The organism is Pseudohongiella nitratireducens (genome assembly GCF_001642735.1).
GTDB classification, from domain to species: domain Bacteria; phylum Pseudomonadota; class Gammaproteobacteria; order Pseudomonadales; family Pseudohongiellaceae; genus Pseudohongiella; species Pseudohongiella nitratireducens.
The window spans coordinates 108,301-125,892 of record NZ_LWHM01000034.1 but is presented as its reverse complement, the minus strand read 5'-3'; the positions used below and the strand labels follow the sequence as shown (position 1 = coordinate 125,892).

Sequence of the window (17,592 nt, the reverse complement as noted above, 5' to 3'; positions counted from 1 at the left end):
AGTGAAATAAGTCGTCTGCTGGTGTAAAATGCCGCCCTTACTTTGAATGCAACAAATTTAACAGGTGCCGAATGGAAATTAATCCGTTACTTCAAAAGATAAAGGACTTCAGCGAGCGTACTGATACGCTTAGGGGGTATCTTTGACTACGATCTGAAAAAGGATCGTTTGACGGAAGTGGAGCTGGAACTGGGTGAAGCGTCCGTCTGGGAGAAACCGGATTATGCTCAGGAACTGGGGCGTGAACGCTCCAGCCTGGAGCGGGTGGTCGGCACCATCGACCGGATGTACAGCGGACTGGATGACAGCCGTGAACTGCTTGACCTGGCTCAGGAAGAGAGTGACGAAGAACTGCTGGGCGAAGTCATTTCAGAGCTGAACAAGCTGGAAACCGATCTGGAAGCGCTTGAATTCCGTCGTATGTTTTCCGGCAAGATGGATGAAAGCAATGCCTTTCTTGATATACAGGCTGGGTCAGGCGGTACCGAGGCCCAGGACTGGGCAGAGATCCTGATGCGCATGTATATGCGCTGGGGCGAAGACAAAGGCTTTGGCGTGGAGATCATGGAGGTCTCCGCGGGTGAGGTGGCTGGTATTAAAAGTGCCACGATTCATTTCAGTGGCGAATACGCCTTTGGCTGGCTGCGTACTGAAACCGGCGTTCACCGCCTGGTGAGAAAATCACCCTTTGATTCCGGCAACCGTCGTCATACGTCGTTTTCCTCTGTATTCGTTTCTCCGGAAATTGATGATGATATTGAGATCGAGCTGGATATGTCGGATGTTCGAGTCGATACTTACCGTTCCAGCGGCGCCGGTGGCCAGCACGTTAATACCACGGATTCCGCGATCCGTCTGACACACATCCCCAGTGGTATTGTGGTGCAGTGCCAGAACGAGCGTTCCCAGCACAAGAACAAAGACCGTGCGATCAAGCAGCTAAAAGCCAAGCTGTACGAGATGGAGGAAATGAAACGCCGCGAAGAGGCACAGGCGGTGGAAGCAGAAAAGTCAGACATTGGCTGGGGTAGTCAGATTCGTTCCTATGTGCTGGATCAGTCGCGCATCAAGGATCTGCGTACCAATGTCGAAAATACCAACACAGGTGCTGTGCTCAACGGTGATCTGGACAAATTTATCGAAGCCAGTTTGAAAATGGGATTGTAAGCAATGAGCTCGAACCAGGAAAATCAATCAGTCGACAACGCCGCTGCCAGCGCAGCTGAAGATAACAAGCTGATCGCTCAGCGTCGTGAAAAACTGGCAGCCATTCGAGAAAAACGCAACGCTTTCCCGAATGCGTTTAGACGCGATTCGCTGGCTGCTGACCTGCATGCCAAGTTTGCCGAGCATTCTCGTGAAGAGCTTGAGTTACAGGGGCATCCGGTGAAAGTGGCCGGGCGCCTGATTCGTCAACGCGGCCCTTTTTCTGTGATTCAGGACAGCAGTGATCAAATTCAACTGTATGTGAATCACAAAGCGTTGCCTGCGGAAATGATGGCTGAAATTAAGTCGCTGGACCTGGGTGATATCGTTGGCGTAAGTGGGGTTATGTTCCGCACTGGTAAAGGCGAGTTGACGGTCAATGTGGAAGAGCTGCAGTTACTGACCAAAGCACTGCGCCCACTGCCGGACAAATGGAAAGGGCTCTCTGATACCGAGTTGCGCTATCGTCAGCGTTACGTAGACCTGATTGCCAATGAAGAGTCGCGCCGCACATTTAAGCTGCGCTCGCAGATCATCGCCTGTATGCGTCAGTATTTCGAACAGCATCAGTTTATGGAAGTGGAAACACCCATGATGCAGGTCATCCCCGGTGGTGCGACGGCCAAGCCGTTTATCACGCATCATAATGCGCTGGATCAGACCATGTATCTGCGTATTGCACCTGAGCTTTACCTGAAGCGTCTGGTGGTCGGAGGCTTTGAGAAGGTCTTCGAAATCAACCGCAATTTCCGCAACGAAGGTCTGTCGACCCGTCATAATCCGGAATTCACTATGGTTGAGTTCTATCAGGCCTATGCGGATTATCATGACTTGATGAATTTTACCGAAGATATGATGCGGCATATTGCTGAACAGGTTCTGGGTAATAGTGTCGTAACGTACCAGGGACTGGAAATCGATTTTGCCCAACCCTTTAACCGGCTTTCGGTACGCGATGCCGTGCTGAAGCATTGCGATGAAGTCAGTGAGGCGGACCTGGCGGATCGTGACTCACTGAAATCTGCTGCTGAAAAATTTGGTATCAAGGTTGATGATGGCTGGGGCAGTGGCCGCATTCTGATGGAAATTTTTGATGAGAAGGTTGAGCATCATCTGCTGCAACCGACATTCATCACAGAATACCCTACCGAGGTTTCGCCTTTGGCTCGTCGCAGTGACGATAATCCGGAGGTAACGGACCGGTTTGAACTGATTATTGGCGGACGAGAACTGGCTAACGGTTTCTCGGAGCTCAACGATGCGGAAGATCAGGCCGCTCGGTTCAGGGAGCAGGTCGAACAGAAAGATGCCGGCGATGATGAAGCCATGCATTACGATGCCGATTACATCAATGCACTGGAATACGGTATGCCGCCAACGGCCGGTGAGGGCATTGGTATTGATCGTCTGATCATGCTTTTTACCGACTCGGCTTCCATTAAGGATGTGTTGCTGTTTCCGCATATGCGCCCGACAGCAGTTTAAACTTTCCTGTTATTGATGGGGTTCGGCATGAGTGATACGGCGACACGGAGCATTCAACTGGATGAGTCCTGGAAAGCCGTATTGCAATCGGAGTTTGATCAGCAATACATGCTGCGATTGCGTGAGTTTCTGCTGGCTGAGAAACAGGCGGGGCAAACGATCTACCCGCCTGGTTCCGAAATATTCGCTGCGCTTGATACCACACCGTTTGATCGAACGCGTGTGGTCATCATTGGTCAGGATCCTTATCACGGGCCAGATCAGGCGCAAGGGCTGTGTTTTTCGGTTCGCAAGGGTGTGAAGATTCCACCGTCCCTGCAAAACATCTACAAAGAGCTGGCTTCTGATCTGAGCGCCCCTGTGCCCACGCATGGTGATCTTCGCAATTGGGCTGATCAAGGCGTGTTGCTGCTCAACGCGGTGCTTACCGTCAGGGCAGGGCAAGCCAATTCACATCAGGGTAAAGGCTGGGAGACTTTTACAGACAAAGTGATAGCCACCCTCAACGAGCAGCGCGAGAACCTGGTTTTTATCCTCTGGGGCAGCTATGCCCAGAAAAAAGGCAGCGTCATTGATACCGATAAACATTTTGTTATTCGCTCACCACATCCTTCGCCTCTGTCTGCACACCGTGGCTTTTTTGGCAGTCAGCCGTTTTCACGCTGTAATGCTTATCTGCGTCAAACCGGCCAGACAGAAATAAACTGGGCAATTGACTGAACGCGATGCTGACGTCAGTCATGTCGTGATACTGGAGTACATCATGAGTCAAAGCGGACGCGCTATCGTCATCGGAGCCAGTCATGCGGGGTCGCAATTGGCGCTGCATTTGCGTAAGTGTGGCTGGGAAGGAGAGATCGTTCTCATTGGCGCAGAGAATAACCTGCCATATCACCGCCCCCCGCTGTCAAAAGCTGTGATGTCCGGCGATAAAACGGCTGAGCAGATCCTGTTGCGCCCGGAAGCCATGTACGAGAAGCAGTCAGTGACCCTGAAATTGGGCACACAAGTTAAGGCGATTGATCCCGACAATCACCTCGTCACGTTGAGTGATGGCAGTGAGTTAAGTTACGACAAGCTGGCACTTTGTACCGGTGCCCGGCCTGTCAAGTTGCCCCTGGGTGATGGTCTGGGTGGCGTACATTATTTACGCACCCTGGATGATGTGCTGGCCATCAAGGCAGAGCTGGATGGTATTTCACGAGTCGTCGTTGTCGGTGGCGGGTATATCGGCCTGGAGGCCGCTGCAGTGCTCGCCAAAGCTGGCAAGCAGGTGACAGTCCTGGAGCGAGAATCCCGGCTGTTACAGCGTGTCACCGGTGAGCAGATGTCTGCTTATTTTAAAGCACTGCATGAGCATCATGGTGTTGAGGTGGTCACCCATTGTGAAGTTACCGCTATCAATGGCGAGGGTTCGGTCAGCGAAGTCGTAACGGCGGATGATAAGGTCTTTGCTGCTGATATGGTTATCGTGGGTATCGGCGTGGTGCCGGAAACCGGACTGGCAGAGCAGGCCGGCCTGCGTCTCGATAATGGTATTGCCGTTGATGCTTATGCGCAGACCAGCATGACCGATATCTACGCGGCAGGGGACTGCAGTTCACACCCCAGTGCATTGTATCAACGCAGTATTCGCCTTGAGTCTGTGCAGAATGCCAATGACCAGTCACGTGTGGCGGCAATCAATATGTGTGGCGAACAGCAGCAATACACTGCTACTCCCTGGTTCTGGTCGGATCAGTTTGACATCAAGCTTCAGTCAGCGGGTCTTTGCGAAGGCTATGACCAGGTGGAAACGGATGGCGAGGTCAGTCCTGAGAACAAAGACGGATTCGTTGTCAGGTACTACCATCAAGGCCGATTAATTGCAGCCGATTGCATCAACCGCCCCAAAGATTTTATGGCAATAAAAAACAGCCTGGCCTAGTGTCACAGATTTAGTGACAGGTTAGTGGCATCTTGAGTGTCAGCCTCGATAGACACAACCGCTGGTGCAGGTTTCGCGAATCTGGATTTCGCTAAGTTCGGGCAGTGTCGGCTTGAGTTTGTCCCAGATCCAGCGTGCGATGTTTTCACTGGTCGGGTTTTCCAGCCCTTCAATATCATTCAGATAATAATGATCCAGCTGGTTCAGGATGGGCTTGAAGGCCTGTTTGATGTCACCGAAGTCCATCACCCAGCCGGATACCTCGCCAACGGGTCCGGATACACTCAGGCGTATCTGAAAAGAGTGTCCGTGCAGGCGGGCACATTTGTGATCTTCTGGCACATTGGGTAAACGATGTGCCGCTTCAAAACTAAATTCTTTAAAAATTTCCATGGTAACCCGTGGTTAATCGGTTGAGACAGTCGACTGTGTCATGAAAGTGCGATGATGAAAATTCTGCCTCCACTTTCGTTGACAGTGCCAGGTATTGCGTAGACAGATTACCCTGCCTTTACTGCAAAATCTGGCTGAATTCAAGGGCGCACATAGTACTCTCAGTAAATTAAAAAACAAAGCGACATTTTTGTAAATTTCATTTGACAAGTCTGCTCAAGTCGGTAAAATGCGCGTCACTCAATACAGCGGGTGGTTAGCTCAGTTGGTAGAGCGTCGCCCTTACAAGGCGAATGTCGGGGGTTCAAATCCCTCACCACCCACCAGACTTCCTTGCGTTGTTAACGCAAGTTTAGTGACAAAGTCTGGGTTCATTCGCAGTATTGCGGTATGCGGACCGGTAGTTCAGCTGGTTAGAATGCCGGCCTGTCACGCCGGAGGTCGCGGGTTCGAGTCCCGTCCGGTCCGCCATTATTTTGAAAAGCCGTTGTTTATCAACGGCTTTTTTTATGTCTGATATTTCTGTACGCCTGCCTCATTCGTCTTTGCCAATTGTGCCGGCCACACTATGATAGTTTCACGACATTCACACAGTGATTCCCGATGGCACTGACAGATATCAGCCAGGACATTCTCACGCTGGCCGGCAACCCTGGGTCTGTCAGGATTACTGCCATCCATGACGATCTGCTGCGCAAGCGGGGTGTCAGGCTGCACCTGCTTCGTCTGGATTTGATCGATGTTGCACTGGGTGGTAACAAGATCTTCAAGCTCTACGGCAATTTGCTCACTGCTCAGAAACTGGGGTTTGATACGCTAATCAGTTTTGGTGGTGTCTGGTCTAACCACCTCTATGCCTTGGCTGCAGCCGGGCAGCGCCTGGGTCTGAAAACCAAAGCCATTATTCGTGGCGAATTACCTGCCCATGGCAATCATTGTCTGTCTTTCCTCAAATCCTGTGGCATGGAACTGTATCCGGCCAGTCGTCAGCAATACCGCCAGCGTCATGATCCGGTGTGGCAGCAGGAACTGTTGTCGTTACATGGTCCCGCCTGGCTGATTCCAGAGGGGGGAGCAAACCTGGCAGGAGTGGAAGGCTGTCAGCAACTGGCATTTCTGATTTCACAGTTGCCTGGCGGATATGATGAAGTCGTGCTGCCATGCGGAACGGCAACAACGCTGGCAGGCCTGGTGGCAGGCATCAGTCTGCTTTCGAGGCAACAAGGTACACCTTCACTGTCATTCAGACACCCTGCATTCGAGACGAGAGAGAAAGTCCCTGCTGTCAGAGGCATGGTGGTGTTGAAAGGCATGACGTCATTGCAGGCTGAGATTGAGCACTGGCTGCGCTGCCAGGGCGTCAAACATTGTGTCGACTGGTGCCTGGATGCCTCTGCGCATTTTGGTGGCTACGCGAAACGTTCGGCAGAAATCAGCCACTTTAATTATTCCTTCTGGCAAACGCACGGCATACCACTTGAACCGGTCTACAGTGGCCGCATGATGCGAGCCCTTTTTCAGCGTATTGAGGATGGTTACTATCCGCACGGAACTCGATTGCTGGCGTTGCATACGGGTGGTTTGCAGGGGCGCAGTGTAGACGAAGCCGATATTGCATGAGGGCGGTGTTGATGGTCTTCTTTGTTAGTAAGTGGTAAAAATTCCCACAAACAGGTAAGCTGTCGATCCGACACTGATTCTTGAACCTGGCTTGAACCTATGACAGCCGATCAGCCGTGTTTTGAACCACGACAGCAAGGCTCTGAGCCGCGCATTCAGGCGCGCGCTTTGCCTTGTTCAGCACTGCATTCATCATCATTAACGATGGTACTGCTGGCGTTCTGTGCCTGGTTGTCCGTATTCGCTGTGAGCAAGGTGTCAGCGGCCCAGGAAACGGCACCTGTCAGCGCTACCTCTGCTACGACAAGGGGTGTACAGGAATCAACTGCAGGCAGTCGGTTCAATTTCCCTGTCAGTGATATCGAAAGTTTACGCCAGGGGCAGCTATTTACCTTTACCCTGCCGGGTAACCAGCCAGTGGCTGTCAGAATTCGTCATGACAGCTTTTACCCCAATGGTGACCGGGTTATCCGCGGCTACAGCGACGACGGGCTTTTCTCACTGGTACTGACAATCAATAGCCAGGCTGCTTTTGCTGATATTGTCACACCAGACAGGCACTGGCTGTTTGAAGGCCAGCGCGTCGGTGAAATGATGCAGGGGCGTTTCTTTGAGCCGCAAACCCAGTCTGGACACGGCTCTTTGCAGGATTATGTGTTGCCGCGTCAGACATTGCAGCAATCGCCAAAACCCTCGCGCTCTGACAGAACCGGTGATGTCGTGGCAGCGACTTCTGGTCTGTCGATCAGCCAGCACTTTAGTGAGACAGCATTATTTCTGGATCGTAGTCAGGACCTGGAAGTGACGATTGAGGTTGAGAACAGCAGCCAACTGACTCTAAGACGCCCCATTATTGATATTTACTTCATCCTGGAAGACAGTGCGCTACTGTCTGCACCGGCCTGCCAGCAACGTTTTTCACAAGGCCAGCCGGTCCTGTCCTGCCAATTGAATGAAACAGTCGCTCCTGGAGAACGGGCGGAGCTGCGTTACCAGGTACGGGTACCGCCCAAAACATCACCCATGCGGCTGTGGAGTACCGTGTTCGTTGACGAGCTACGCCATGATGCCTGGATAAACGTGGTGCATGATGTGGCGGCAACACAGGAAAATGGTGACCGTGACGCACAACTGAGTCCGTTTAACCAGGTTCTTGATGAGAAGCTGGACAGGGACCGGCTGGACAATGTCATCATTGATCTGATGGCGGTCTATTCCAGCGATACCGCTGGTCTGTATGGGCGACAGGTAACCACGCGAATTAACCAGCTGATCAGCGTCAGTAACCAGGTCTTTCAGGACAGTGGTATCGGTATCACCCTTCGGCCAGTGTATTACCATGAAGCTGATTACCCCTCCGCCGGCGTGGACATGCATCAGCAGCTCGATGAGCTGACAGCAGGTTCACATCCTGAATTCCGCGACCTGGCGTCTCTTAGACAGCGTTACGGTGCAGACCTGGTCGCCATGTTTCGTCCGGTCGGCAATGGTAATCCGCTGTGCGGATTGGCTAACCTGGGTGGCCATCGCAGCCTGGGCGATTTCACTGCCTTTAATGACAAGGCCTATGCTTATTCGCTGATCGGTATAGATTGCGGCGTTAGCTCGGTACTGGCCCACGAACTCGGGCATTTGATGGGGTTAACGCATTCGCGCCGCGAGAACGGCGAGGGCGGCACCTTCCCTTATGCCACAGGGCATGGTGTTGACGGACGGTTTGCTACGGTGATGGCCAACCCGGCCGATTTCAACGCCTCGCTGCGTATACCGTTGTTCTCCAGTCCGGCGTTATCCTGCCAGGGACAGCCTTGCGGTGTTGATCACCGTGACTTGCAAGCAGGCGCTGATGCTGTGCGAACCTTGAATCTGGTACGTTTCCAGATTGCCGATTACATGCCGACCCGGATGCCATTATTGCCGTCCCGAACCGTGGGTAGTATGACGGGTAACAGCAGCAATGCTCACATTTCACTTGCTGCCATGGTTGACGGCAGCCTGGATTACTCCTACACCGTGACGCCGACCCAGCAGCTTGATATCAATGCTGGTTTTTATATTGATCCGGTGCATGTGGGTAAACAGGGACAGTTCCATGTTCTGGCTGACCTGAGTGCGGCAGGGCTGGGTTATTTGCAACTGGAACATAACGGGCAGATACACAGCTGGGATGGTACTGCCGGGGATCTTGTTCCCTACCGGCCGGAAGAGCAGCTATCGCCTGTGGAATATCTCAATATACTGGACAACTTCCAACCGTTGCCAGAGTTGGTCGGACACCCTCTGGTGCTATATATCGCTTACCAATTGCCTGCTACTGGTGAACTGGTTTATACCGTCGAGCCACTAGTGGTGCAGATTGAGGGACAGCCCTGATATACTCGCGCACTGGCACTCCACTCTTGCGGGCGAAATCACAACATGTCCAGTTTCCAAAAAATCGGCTTGGTGGGACGACCGGATCATGCCGGTGTTGTTACCACGTTACGCCGCCTCATTGATTTTCTTCTGTCCCGTGAACTCGATGTGAAGCTTGAGTCCCGCACCGCCGACATGGTGCCGGAAATTCATCAACCACATTGCCATCGTGATGAACTCGGTGCTCAGGTTGACCTGGTGATTGTCGTTGGTGGTGATGGCAGTATGCTCAACGCGGCCCGGGCACTGGCCAATGATACTGTTCCGGTACTTGGCATTAATCGGGGGCGATTGGGTTTTCTCACCGACATACGCCCGGATGAAATCGAAACAGCCCTGTCAAAAGTGCTCGATGGGCAATTTCGCGACGAATACCGTTTTATGCTGGAATTCTCAGTCCGGCGTAACAATGAATTGCTCAGCGGCGGGACAGCCCTGAATGATGTTGTTCTGCATCCGGGCACAGCCGCGCAAATGATTGAGTTTGAGCTGTTTGTGGATCAGCAGTTTGTGAATTCCCAGCAGTCTGACGGGCTGATTGTAGCAACGCCTACGGGCTCAACCGCCTATTCACTGTCTGCGGGCGGACCGATTATGCATCCGAATATGAATGCACTGGTGCTGGTGCCAATGAACCCGCATACCCTAAGCAGCCGGCCACTGGTGATAGATGCTGATCTGGAAATTTGCGTAAATGTGGTTAAACAACGCTCAGTGTTACCGCTGGTCAGTTGTGATGGTGCGGTGCAATTCTATACAGAGCCGGGAGATCAGATCATTATTCGTAAAAAGCCAGGCGCACTGCGGCTGATCCACCCACTGGATTACAATTACTATGAGGCTTGTCGCAGTAAACTGGGCTGGGGCAATCGGCTGGTCAAAGACAATGATTAAAGCATTACAGGTTGCCGAAGGTACAGATCTGCGGCCCCTGGTGGCCATTCTGCGTCGCCAGGCGATTCCGCATCAGGTGACCGAAGCCGCTGGCGAACTGGTGGTCTGGACGCGCAGTGAAGCGGATGCCCAGCTTATTCAGGCCAGTTATCAAGCCTGGCTGGAAGGACGAATAGAAGTGCCTGACAGCCAGATTGCAAATGGTACTGCCGGTATTCCGGTCAAAGACCTGGCCAACAACTTCCTGGCCGCATACTGGCGAGCCCCGATCACCGTTTGTACCATTCTGGCAGCGGTGTTACTGGCACTGGCCAGTGGCTTTGGTACCGACCGGGTTGTGATCTCTGCCTGGCTGTTTCCGGATGTGATTCGCGGTGGCATGAGCTGGCTGTCGCCAATGCTATGGCTGCAGATGCTGGCGCCGGCATTACTGCATTTTGGTGCTATTCATTTGATTTTTAATACCTTGTGGCTATGGTTTTTCGGCCGCATGATGGAACCCCACCTAGGATGGCAGCGGTACCTGCCACTGCTGCTCTTGCTGGCTCTGGCGGGTAACGCCGCCCAGTATCTGTGGAGTGGTGGGCAAAATAATTTTGGCGGACTGTCCGGTGTCGTCTATGGCCAGATCGGCTTTATCTGGATCTGGCAAACGCTCAACCCGGCCAGTCCATTACGATTACCCAGGGCAATGATTGGCCTGTTTATCTTCGCATTAATTGCCATGGAAGTGCTGGCGTCCTCGTTTATTGCTACCGCAGCGCATGCCGGTGGCCTGGTAGCCGGGATGGCGGCAGCAGGCCTGTTCTCATTGGGTCGCCGTTAAGCGGATTAGACAGAGGGAGTGTTTATGTCAGATAACTCAGATAAGCCAGATCACCTGGCTAAAGCGTCAGAAAAAGAAATCAATTCCATTCAGGATATTCTGGAGATGATGAATCCGGAAGTGCATATGAACCTGAAAACGGCAGTGGAATTGGGCAAATGGCCTGATGGCCGCAAGCTGACCGATGAGCAGCGGGCGAACTGCCTGCAGGCGATTATTGCTTATGAACGCGCAAATTTGCCGGAAGAGCAGCGTGTCGGCTACATTGACCGCAGTGGTCAGCAGAAGACGCATTGTGATGATCCGGTCGCGACAGATGAACCGGTGCCATTGAATATCATCAAGCACTGATTGTGAAAATGTTAAGGGGATAATGTTGGAAACACTGGCTACAGGCGTCGCAAGAAAAATGCGTAGCCGTCTAACTGCACCTGTCAGTTATGAGATGCCGTTAGGCGAGTCATCGGTCGGGATGAATGAGCTGATCGGTGGCACTGTCCGCTTGCGTTACCTGGGGCGGATATTCTGTGTGCACTGCGGTCGTGCCAGCAACAAGAGCTTTAACCAGGGATACTGCTATCCCTGCTTTCAGTCGCTGGCGCAGTGTGACAGCTGCATTATTCACCCGGAGCGTTGTCACTTTGATCAGGGCACCTGCCGGGAACCGGCCTGGGGTGAAGCGTTCTGCATGCAGGATCATATTGTTTACCTGGCCAATTCTTCCGGGTTGAAAGTCGGCATTACCCGCTCAACCCAGATACCGACCCGCTGGATTGACCAGGGCGCCATTCAGGCGCTGGCCATTGCCCGGGTTCGCAGCCGCTTGCAAAGCGGTGTGCTGGAGGTGATGTTCAAGAAATTCGTCAACGACAAAACCAACTGGCGCGATATGCTGCGCGAAGGAGACCAGCCGGTTGATTTGATTTATGAGCGGAATACCCTGTTGGAAAACAGTGCCGAAGACCTCAAAGAGATGACAGAACAATACGGCTTTCATGCCTTGAGTCTGATCAAGGGAATCGAACCGACTGATATTACGTACCCGGTGCACGGGTACCCGGAGAAGATTTCTTCGTTTAACTTTGACAAAGATCCGGTGGTGGAAGGCACATTGTTAGGTATCAAAGGACAGTACCTGATGTTTGATACCGGAGTGATTAACATTCGCCGTTTCGGCGGTTATGAACTGGAACTGGCAAGAGACTGATTATGAAAGAAGCACAGGCAAGCACGATTTACTTAAAAGATTACCGCGTGCCGGAATTTCTGATAGACCGCACAGAGTTACGTTTTGAACTGGGTGAATCAGAGACACGCGTGATCTCTCAGTTAACCATGCGCCGTAACCCGGAATTGCTGGGCAATGCCGCAAACACGTTGCGCCTTGATGGCCAGGAGATGGAGCTGGTCACGCTCAGTCTGAATGGCCGGCAACTGACCCCCGATCAATATAGCGTGGATGACGATTCGCTGACGATTCATGGACTGGATGCACTGCAGGGTGATAATGACGACGGGGCATTCCTGCTCAGTTGCGAGACGCTGATCAAGCCCCAGGAGAATACCAGCCTGGAAGGGTTGTATAAATCCAGTGGCATGTTCTGTACTCAGTGCGAAGCAGAAGGTTTCCGCAAGATTACCTACTACCTGGACCGCCCGGATGTGATGTCTGAGTTCATAACAACGGTCGTAGCCGATAAAGCAAAGTACCCGGTACTTTTGTCCAATGGTAATGATATCGAACGAGGTGAATTTGAAGGTGGCAAGCACTGGGTCACCTGGGAGGATCCGTTTCGCAAGCCCTGCTACCTGTTTGCCCTGGTGGCCGGCGATCTGAAATCCATTGATGATCAATACACTACCATGAGCGGTCGTACGATTGACCTGAGAATCTTTGTCGAAGCCAAAGACCTGGACAAATGTGATCACGCCATGGTGTCCCTGAAAAATGCCATGGCCTGGGATGAGAAAGTTTACGGGCGCGAATATGATCTCGATATTTTCATGATCGTGGCGGTGGATGATTTCAATATGGGCGCCATGGAGAACAAGGGCCTGAATATTTTCAATACTTCCTGCGTCCTGGCGAACCCACAAACCACAACCGATACCGCTTTTCAGCGCGTCGAAGCCGTTGTTGCGCACGAGTACTTCCATAACTGGTCCGGTAACCGGGTCACATGCCGTGACTGGTTCCAGCTCAGCCTCAAAGAAGGTTTTACCGTATTCCGTGATTCCGAGTTTTCTGCGGATATGGGCTCTCGCACCGTTAAACGCGTGGAAGATGTCAGTTTCCTGCGCACGCACCAGTTTGCAGAAGATGCCGGTCCAATGGCACATCCTGTGCGACCTGATTCTTATATGGAGATTTCCAATTTCTATACGCTGACCATTTATGAAAAAGGTGCAGAAGTCGTGCGCATGATTCATGAGCTGTTAGGCGCGGAAAATTTCCGTAAAGGGTCTGATCTGTACTTCCAGCGCCATGATGGCCAGGCGGTAACCACTGAAGATTTTGTCGTGGCGATGGAAGAAGCCAGTGGTCGAGATCTGACCCTGTTCCGCCGCTGGTACAGCCAGGCGGGTACGCCGGTGCTGACTGTCAGTGGGCGGTATAACAGTGAGGAGCAGGAGTATCACCTGCGCGTCAAACAGACCTGTCCGGCCACACCCGGACAGCCCGAAAAACTGCCCCTGCACATTCCGCTGAAAATGGCGTTGCTGGATTCACAAGGGCAGGAAATAGCGTGCCAGTTGCAGGGTGAATCGAAAGACACGGGAGAATCCGATCCACAGCAGGAGCGGGTCCTGGATGTCACCGAAGTTGAGCAGGTGTTTGTCTTTGCAAATGTGCCAGAAGCACCAGTACCTTCGTTATTACGTGGCTTCTCGGCTCCCGTCAAACTGCAGTGTGATTATAGTCGTGACGAATTGGTCTTTTTAATGACTCAGGACAGTGATGGTTTCAATCGCTGGAATGCGGCACAGTCGCTGGCAGTGGATGTTATCCAGGAGTTGTTGCAGGCTCACCAGTCCGGCAGCAGTGTCAGTGCCGACCCTCTTCTGAGCCAGGCTTTTGCCGATGTACTGAACACAGCGATTGTGGACGCCGAAGCCAGAGCAAACAATGCACAAGACTCTGATGCATTTGCAGATCAGGCAATGCTGGCCAAGTTACTGGCACTGCCCAGTGAAGCCTATCTTAGTGAACTCTATGATGTCGTGGATGTGGACGGCATTCATGCGGTTCGCGAGAGACTTGCCAGCGACTTGGCTGCAACGCATAAAGCGGCTTTCTCACGCCTCTTTGAGCTGTGCCGCAGCGACGCGCCTTATGTGGCTGATGCGGCCGGTATCGGTCAGCGTGCCTTGAAAAATACGGCGCTGGCCTGGATGGTAAGAGCCGAGACACCAGAAGCACTGTCAGTCTGTTATGCCCAGTTTGAACAGGCAGAAAACATGACAGATCGCGATGCGGCGTTACGATTACTGACCAATGCTCAGTCCGACTATGCCGAACCGTTACGTGAGAAAGCCCTGAGTGCATTCTATGAGCAGTGGCAACACGAAGCCCTGGTGGTTAATCAGTGGTTCTCGATTCAGGCTTTGAGTGACCGTCCTGGTGCGCTGAGTCGTGTTAAAGCACTGATGGCACATTCGGCATTTGATATCCGTAATCCGAACAAGGTGCGATCAGTCATTGGTGCTTTCTGTCAGCACAATGCCTTGCATTTTCATGACCGCAGTGGTGAAGGCTATGCCTTCCTGGCTGATCAGATTATCGTGCTCGATGGTTTAAATCCGCAGATTGCCGCTCGTTTGCTGACGCCTCTGACACGGTGGCGTAAGTATGATGCCGACCGCCAGGAGAAGATGAAAGCTGAGTTGCAGCGAATTGCCCAACAGAGCGATCTTTCTCCCGATGTCTATGAGGTCGTCAGCAAGAGCCTTAAATAACAGCAGGGTAGTGCGTCAGCGGCATTACTGCGCTGGCGCACTGTCCGCCATGACATTGTCCGATTCCAGGGTAAAGGTGCCGCTGAACTCTTCGTTTAATGTATAGGTGTATTCACCGGCTGGCTGCCCGTAAACAGACAGAGGCAGGTACTTGGTAAAGGGTCGTGTCGCCTGTGTGCACAGGACCACTTCAGGGCTCTCCAGCCAGGTATCATTCAGGTAATACGCCCGGACTTCATAATGGTTCTCGGCCAGCTTTTCCCGAACATAGCCAAAACCTCCGCATCCAGTGGGGAAGGTTCCCTCAACCCGCAGTAATACCTGGGCGGGTGTGTTTGACGTCTGGACGACTTCGACACTTTCAATCACATCCAGTAGTACACCCTCCTTGATGTTGGTCAGTTTCCACTGGTTATCCCCGGCAGGCTCCAGGCCAATATCCTGGAAATGCCCCGGCATACCTGCGGCATCAACCATGGGTATAAACAGCTCTCCGCTGTTTTCGTCGTAGCTCGGAACAGGCTCGGCCATGACTGCTGAGCTTATCGCGGCGCTGGCGATCAGGACGGATAATGATGTAACTGCTTTCATTGCTAACCTCCGTTAAGGTAAATTCGTGTGGGAATTTTTATCAGTTTTTCCGGGGAGGCGTCAATGTATTAACGACTTGATGTAAGCAATGTGTGACTGCAGACACATCTGGGCTGTAGTGAGTGATATCAGGGGCAGGGAGGTGAGGGCAGGTAAAGCAGAGCAAAGGCTGCTCTACCTGCCAGTGAAGGGGAGGTTTAATCGGCGGGTGTAATGCGCAGAATCTGGTCTGGCTGCTCCCGCTTGGCTGGTGTCATTTGCCGGCCATCGTGATTACTGGTACCGACATAGAGTGCACCATCAGGGCCTACTGCCAGTGCTCGCAGGCGTCCGTAAACGCTGTTGCCTTCGGCATCATTGAACCATCGCTCAATGGCAGTTGGCTTGGTGGGCTGACTTTCATCTTCAAAACGGATCCGCATCAGGTTTTGCCGATCCTGAGGCTGGAAGCCCAGCACAGAGACGAAAAGGTCGCCCTGAAACTGAGGCATCAGGTCCGCGTCATAGAACAATACGTCACCGGGAGGTGAGGAGTTGGGCGCAAACGCAAGAATGGGATCCACATACTCAGGTGAATCAATGGCACCGACCATGACTGGCCAGCCGTGGTGCTCGCCGCCTTGCAGCACAATAATGCGATCATGTGCCATCAGACGGTCTTCGCCTGTTGGACCGTGATCACCAGCAAACAGCAGGCCAGTATCAGGCTGCCAGCTCAGGCCGTGCGGGTTACGCATGCCGTGAGCCCAGATCGGGTTGCCGGGCCAGGGGTTGTCGGCTGGCACGCTACCATCAGGGTTCAGGCGTAATACAGCGCCGTTAGGGTCTTCCAGGTTGTTTGAACGCTGCCTTTCGAAGGCATCACCGGTTGCCGCATAGAGTTTGCCATCCGGCCCGAATTCCAGTGTGCCGCCACTATGACTGCCTCCGCGGGCTTGTGCTGCCAGGCCATCCAGCAGTATTTCTTCCTCACCGGCACGATCACCCAGATCCTGGAATCGGCTGATACGGTTTAGTGGCCCCTCTTCGGTCTGGTAGGTATACATCAGATACACCCAGGGTGTTTCCGGATAATCCGGGTGAAAGGCCTGACCGGTCAGGCCACTTTCGCCCTGGAAAAACGTGATGTCTTCGATCGATAGCCATGGTGTATCTGAGGTGCTGCCATCCTGTTCAAAGATTCTCACGCGCCCGGGTCGCTCGGTTACCCACATGCGCTCATCAGGCGCAAAGCGGATATTCCAGACCACTTCCAGGTCACTGGCAAACTGCTCAACCTGAATGCCTTCAGGCTCCGGTACCCACTGCATTTCGGGCATGTCAGGAATGTCGCCGCGAATGATCTCATCCTGGGCACTGGCCTGGCTCATGCCAATACACAGCGCCAATGCACTGGCCGTGCCGATAAACTGATTGTTTCGATGTTGGAGGGTGTTCATTCGCTTCATACTGTATTCCTTTATCAGCGTGTTTAAGCGGGGGCTGTCTTATCGACTGCCCAATTTTGCGAGAGTATAGGTCAGCGAGACCTTCTAGTCAGTGTCACTGGGCGTGTATCCACGACGGTGTGTCTATTTTGCTCACTATTTGTCAGCATTTTTAACAGGGGTGCTTGCATTGAACAGGTGACGAAAGTCATGCCAATTTCACCAATGTTTGGTGATTTCGCCAATATGAGGAATCAGCGACTTATTCTGTTAAGCCCCGTTAACGTATCTATTGGTATATAAATCATAGGGTTGGGTTTATATGTGGTAATTGGCACAAAATGTGCTCAACACTACCCTGTCACGATTTAAAAAATTAAAAACTGAACGATCACGGAGGGATTATGTTGCGAATGTTATTGATGGGTGCCTTGTGTCTGTCGCTGATGAGTTGCCTGTTTACGGTGGACTCCAAGCAATCAACGCGAGAAAGCAGCTGGAGCGATCATGAGCGTGACCAGCTGGTTGTCGGCCAGACGGATGCGCAGTGGCTGCGAACGCATATTGGCGAACCCGATCAAGTCAGTCGCCTGGAAGGAGGGGCTGAGATCTGGCGCTATGAAAATGATAAACGCTCAAAGTCACGGGTGGGGCTGATTTTACTGTTCAATATTAACATTGAAAGCGATTCCACGGAGACACTGGCGTTAACGCTGGAGAACGGTGTGGTGACCGATCAGTGGGTGGAATACCGTTAACCGGGGAAAGTGCTCAAAAGATTTTGCAAGGCAACAGTCAGTGGGCTTTGTGAACTCATGGCTGACAAAAAAAGCCTGCCGGTCATGCTGAAC

At 52.5% G+C, this 17,592-nt stretch carries 15 protein-coding genes and 2 tRNA genes; 14 read left to right on the top strand and 3 right to left on the bottom strand.

The annotated features are described in order from the left end of the window. Positions 1–71: 71 nt before the first annotated feature. The 4 genes from prfB (at position 72) to PSCS_RS14585 (ending at position 4,618) form a co-directional block, all read left to right on the top strand. Positions 72–1,167, top strand: a protein-coding gene (prfB, locus tag PSCS_RS14600) for a peptide chain release factor 2 (protein ID WP_106387131.1) whose coding sequence is annotated in 2 segments (ribosomal slippage) — positions 72–143 and positions 145–1,167 — 1,095 coding nt in all. Because the reading frame shifts where the segments join, the coding sequence is not laid out codon by codon here. Positions 1,168–1,170: 3 nt separating this feature from the next. Next, the gene (gene lysS, locus PSCS_RS14595) at positions 1,171–2,691 is read left to right on the top strand and encodes a lysine--tRNA ligase (RefSeq protein WP_068812981.1); all 1,521 of its coding nucleotides are present in this window, start codon (positions 1,171–1,173) and stop codon (positions 2,689–2,691) included. A 27-nt stretch (positions 2,692–2,718) separates the two neighbouring features. Continuing rightward, entirely contained in the window at positions 2,719–3,411 is a 693-nt protein-coding gene (gene ung / locus PSCS_RS14590) for a uracil-DNA glycosylase (RefSeq protein ID WP_068813271.1), read from the top strand. 43 nt (positions 3,412–3,454) lie between these two features. Then, positions 3,455–4,618: an NAD(P)/FAD-dependent oxidoreductase gene (locus tag PSCS_RS14585; RefSeq protein ID WP_068813269.1), complete on the top strand. Its 1,164-nt coding sequence runs from the start codon at positions 3,455–3,457 to the stop codon at positions 4,616–4,618. Between the two features lie 39 nt (positions 4,619–4,657). Here the strand turns inward: PSCS_RS14585 and queD are convergent, their stop codons facing one another. Next, the gene (queD, locus tag PSCS_RS14580; RefSeq protein ID WP_068812979.1) at positions 4,658–5,011 is read right to left on the bottom strand and encodes a 6-carboxytetrahydropterin synthase QueD; all 354 of its coding nucleotides are present in this window, start codon (positions 5,009–5,011) and stop codon (positions 4,658–4,660) included. Between the two features lie 250 nt (positions 5,012–5,261). Between queD and PSCS_RS14575 the strand changes: the two genes are divergently transcribed. The 9 genes from PSCS_RS14575 (at position 5,262) to pepN (ending at position 14,723) form a co-directional block, all read left to right on the top strand. After that, a tRNA-Val gene (locus PSCS_RS14575) sits at positions 5,262–5,337 on the top strand. Positions 5,338–5,405: 68 nt separating this feature from the next. Further along, positions 5,406–5,482 (top strand) — tRNA-Asp (locus tag PSCS_RS14570). A 132-nt stretch (positions 5,483–5,614) separates the two neighbouring features. Next, positions 5,615–6,631 carry a 1-aminocyclopropane-1-carboxylate deaminase/D-cysteine desulfhydrase gene (locus PSCS_RS14565; protein ID WP_082866759.1) on the top strand — a complete coding sequence of 339 codons (1,017 nt, stop codon included), beginning with the start codon at positions 5,615–5,617 and terminating at the stop codon, positions 6,629–6,631. Positions 6,632–6,730: 99 nt separating this feature from the next. Beyond that, complete coding sequence (locus PSCS_RS14560) at positions 6,731–9,004, top strand: M12 family metallo-peptidase (protein WP_068812977.1); 2,274 nt, start codon at positions 6,731–6,733, stop codon at positions 9,002–9,004. A gap of 45 nt (positions 9,005–9,049) precedes the next feature. Further along, positions 9,050–9,940, top strand: a complete 891-nt coding sequence (locus tag PSCS_RS14555; RefSeq protein ID WP_068812975.1) for an NAD(+) kinase — start codon at positions 9,050–9,052, stop codon at positions 9,938–9,940. After that, positions 9,933–10,766, top strand: coding sequence for a rhomboid family intramembrane serine protease (locus tag PSCS_RS14550; protein ID WP_068812973.1), 834 nt, complete (start codon positions 9,933–9,935; stop codon positions 10,764–10,766). The genes PSCS_RS14555 and PSCS_RS14550 overlap by 8 nt, the downstream gene beginning before the upstream one ends. 78 nt (positions 10,767–10,844) lie before the next feature. Further along, the gene (locus PSCS_RS14545) at positions 10,845–11,117 is read left to right on the top strand and encodes a YeaC family protein (protein WP_397387576.1); all 273 of its coding nucleotides are present in this window, start codon (positions 10,845–10,847) and stop codon (positions 11,115–11,117) included. A gap of 22 nt (positions 11,118–11,139) precedes the next feature. Continuing rightward, the gene (locus PSCS_RS14540) at positions 11,140–11,973 is read left to right on the top strand and encodes a DUF2797 domain-containing protein (protein ID WP_068812969.1); all 834 of its coding nucleotides are present in this window, start codon (positions 11,140–11,142) and stop codon (positions 11,971–11,973) included. 2 nt (positions 11,974–11,975) lie between these two features. Further along, positions 11,976–14,723: an aminopeptidase N gene (gene pepN / locus PSCS_RS14535; protein ID WP_068812967.1), complete on the top strand. Its 2,748-nt coding sequence runs from the start codon at positions 11,976–11,978 to the stop codon at positions 14,721–14,723. A gap of 24 nt (positions 14,724–14,747) precedes the next feature. Here pepN and PSCS_RS14530 read toward each other — a convergent pair whose 3' ends face one another. Both PSCS_RS14530 and PSCS_RS14525 read right to left on the bottom strand, forming a co-directional pair. Beyond that, positions 14,748–15,314, bottom strand: coding sequence for a hypothetical protein (locus PSCS_RS14530; protein ID WP_068812964.1), 567 nt, complete (start codon positions 15,312–15,314; stop codon positions 14,748–14,750). Positions 15,315–15,511: 197 nt separating this feature from the next. Then, a complete protein-coding gene (locus PSCS_RS14525; protein ID WP_082866757.1) occupies positions 15,512–16,762 on the bottom strand; it encodes a PQQ-dependent sugar dehydrogenase in 1,251 nt (416 codons plus the stop codon). Positions 16,763–17,145: 383 nt separating this feature from the next. Between PSCS_RS14525 and PSCS_RS14520 the strand changes: the two genes are divergently transcribed. Then, positions 17,146–17,499, top strand: a complete 354-nt coding sequence (locus tag PSCS_RS14520; RefSeq protein ID WP_068893818.1) for a hypothetical protein — start codon at positions 17,146–17,148, stop codon at positions 17,497–17,499. The last annotated feature ends 93 nt before the right edge of the window (positions 17,500–17,592 follow it).

Excerpts from the sequence above, each read along its gene's own strand:
- PSCS_RS14525 (WP_082866757.1), bottom strand. The coding sequence starts at position 16,762 with ATGAAGCGAATGAACACCCTCCAACATCGAAACAATCAGTTTATCGGC.
- queD (WP_068812979.1), bottom strand. The coding sequence starts at position 5,011 with ATGGAAATTTTTAAAGAATTTAGTTTTGAAGCGGCACATCGTTTACCC.
- PSCS_RS14550 (WP_068812973.1), top strand. The coding sequence starts at position 9,933 with ATGATTAAAGCATTACAGGTTGCCGAAGGTACAGATCTGCGGCCCCTG.
- ung (WP_068813271.1), top strand. The coding sequence starts at position 2,719 with ATGAGTGATACGGCGACACGGAGCATTCAACTGGATGAGTCCTGGAAA.
- pepN (WP_068812967.1), top strand. The coding sequence starts at position 11,976 with ATGAAAGAAGCACAGGCAAGCACGATTTACTTAAAAGATTACCGCGTG.
- PSCS_RS14540 (WP_068812969.1), top strand. The coding sequence starts at position 11,140 with ATGTTGGAAACACTGGCTACAGGCGTCGCAAGAAAAATGCGTAGCCGT.
- PSCS_RS14530 (WP_068812964.1), bottom strand. The coding sequence starts at position 15,314 with ATGAAAGCAGTTACATCATTATCCGTCCTGATCGCCAGCGCCGCGATA.
- PSCS_RS14565 (WP_082866759.1), top strand. The coding sequence starts at position 5,615 with ATGGCACTGACAGATATCAGCCAGGACATTCTCACGCTGGCCGGCAAC.
- PSCS_RS14520 (WP_068893818.1), top strand. The coding sequence starts at position 17,146 with ATGTTGCGAATGTTATTGATGGGTGCCTTGTGTCTGTCGCTGATGAGT.
- PSCS_RS14585 (WP_068813269.1), top strand. The coding sequence starts at position 3,455 with ATGAGTCAAAGCGGACGCGCTATCGTCATCGGAGCCAGTCATGCGGGG.
- PSCS_RS14555 (WP_068812975.1), top strand. The coding sequence starts at position 9,050 with ATGTCCAGTTTCCAAAAAATCGGCTTGGTGGGACGACCGGATCATGCC.
- PSCS_RS14560 (WP_068812977.1), top strand. The coding sequence starts at position 6,731 with ATGACAGCCGATCAGCCGTGTTTTGAACCACGACAGCAAGGCTCTGAG.
- lysS (WP_068812981.1), top strand. The coding sequence starts at position 1,171 with ATGAGCTCGAACCAGGAAAATCAATCAGTCGACAACGCCGCTGCCAGC.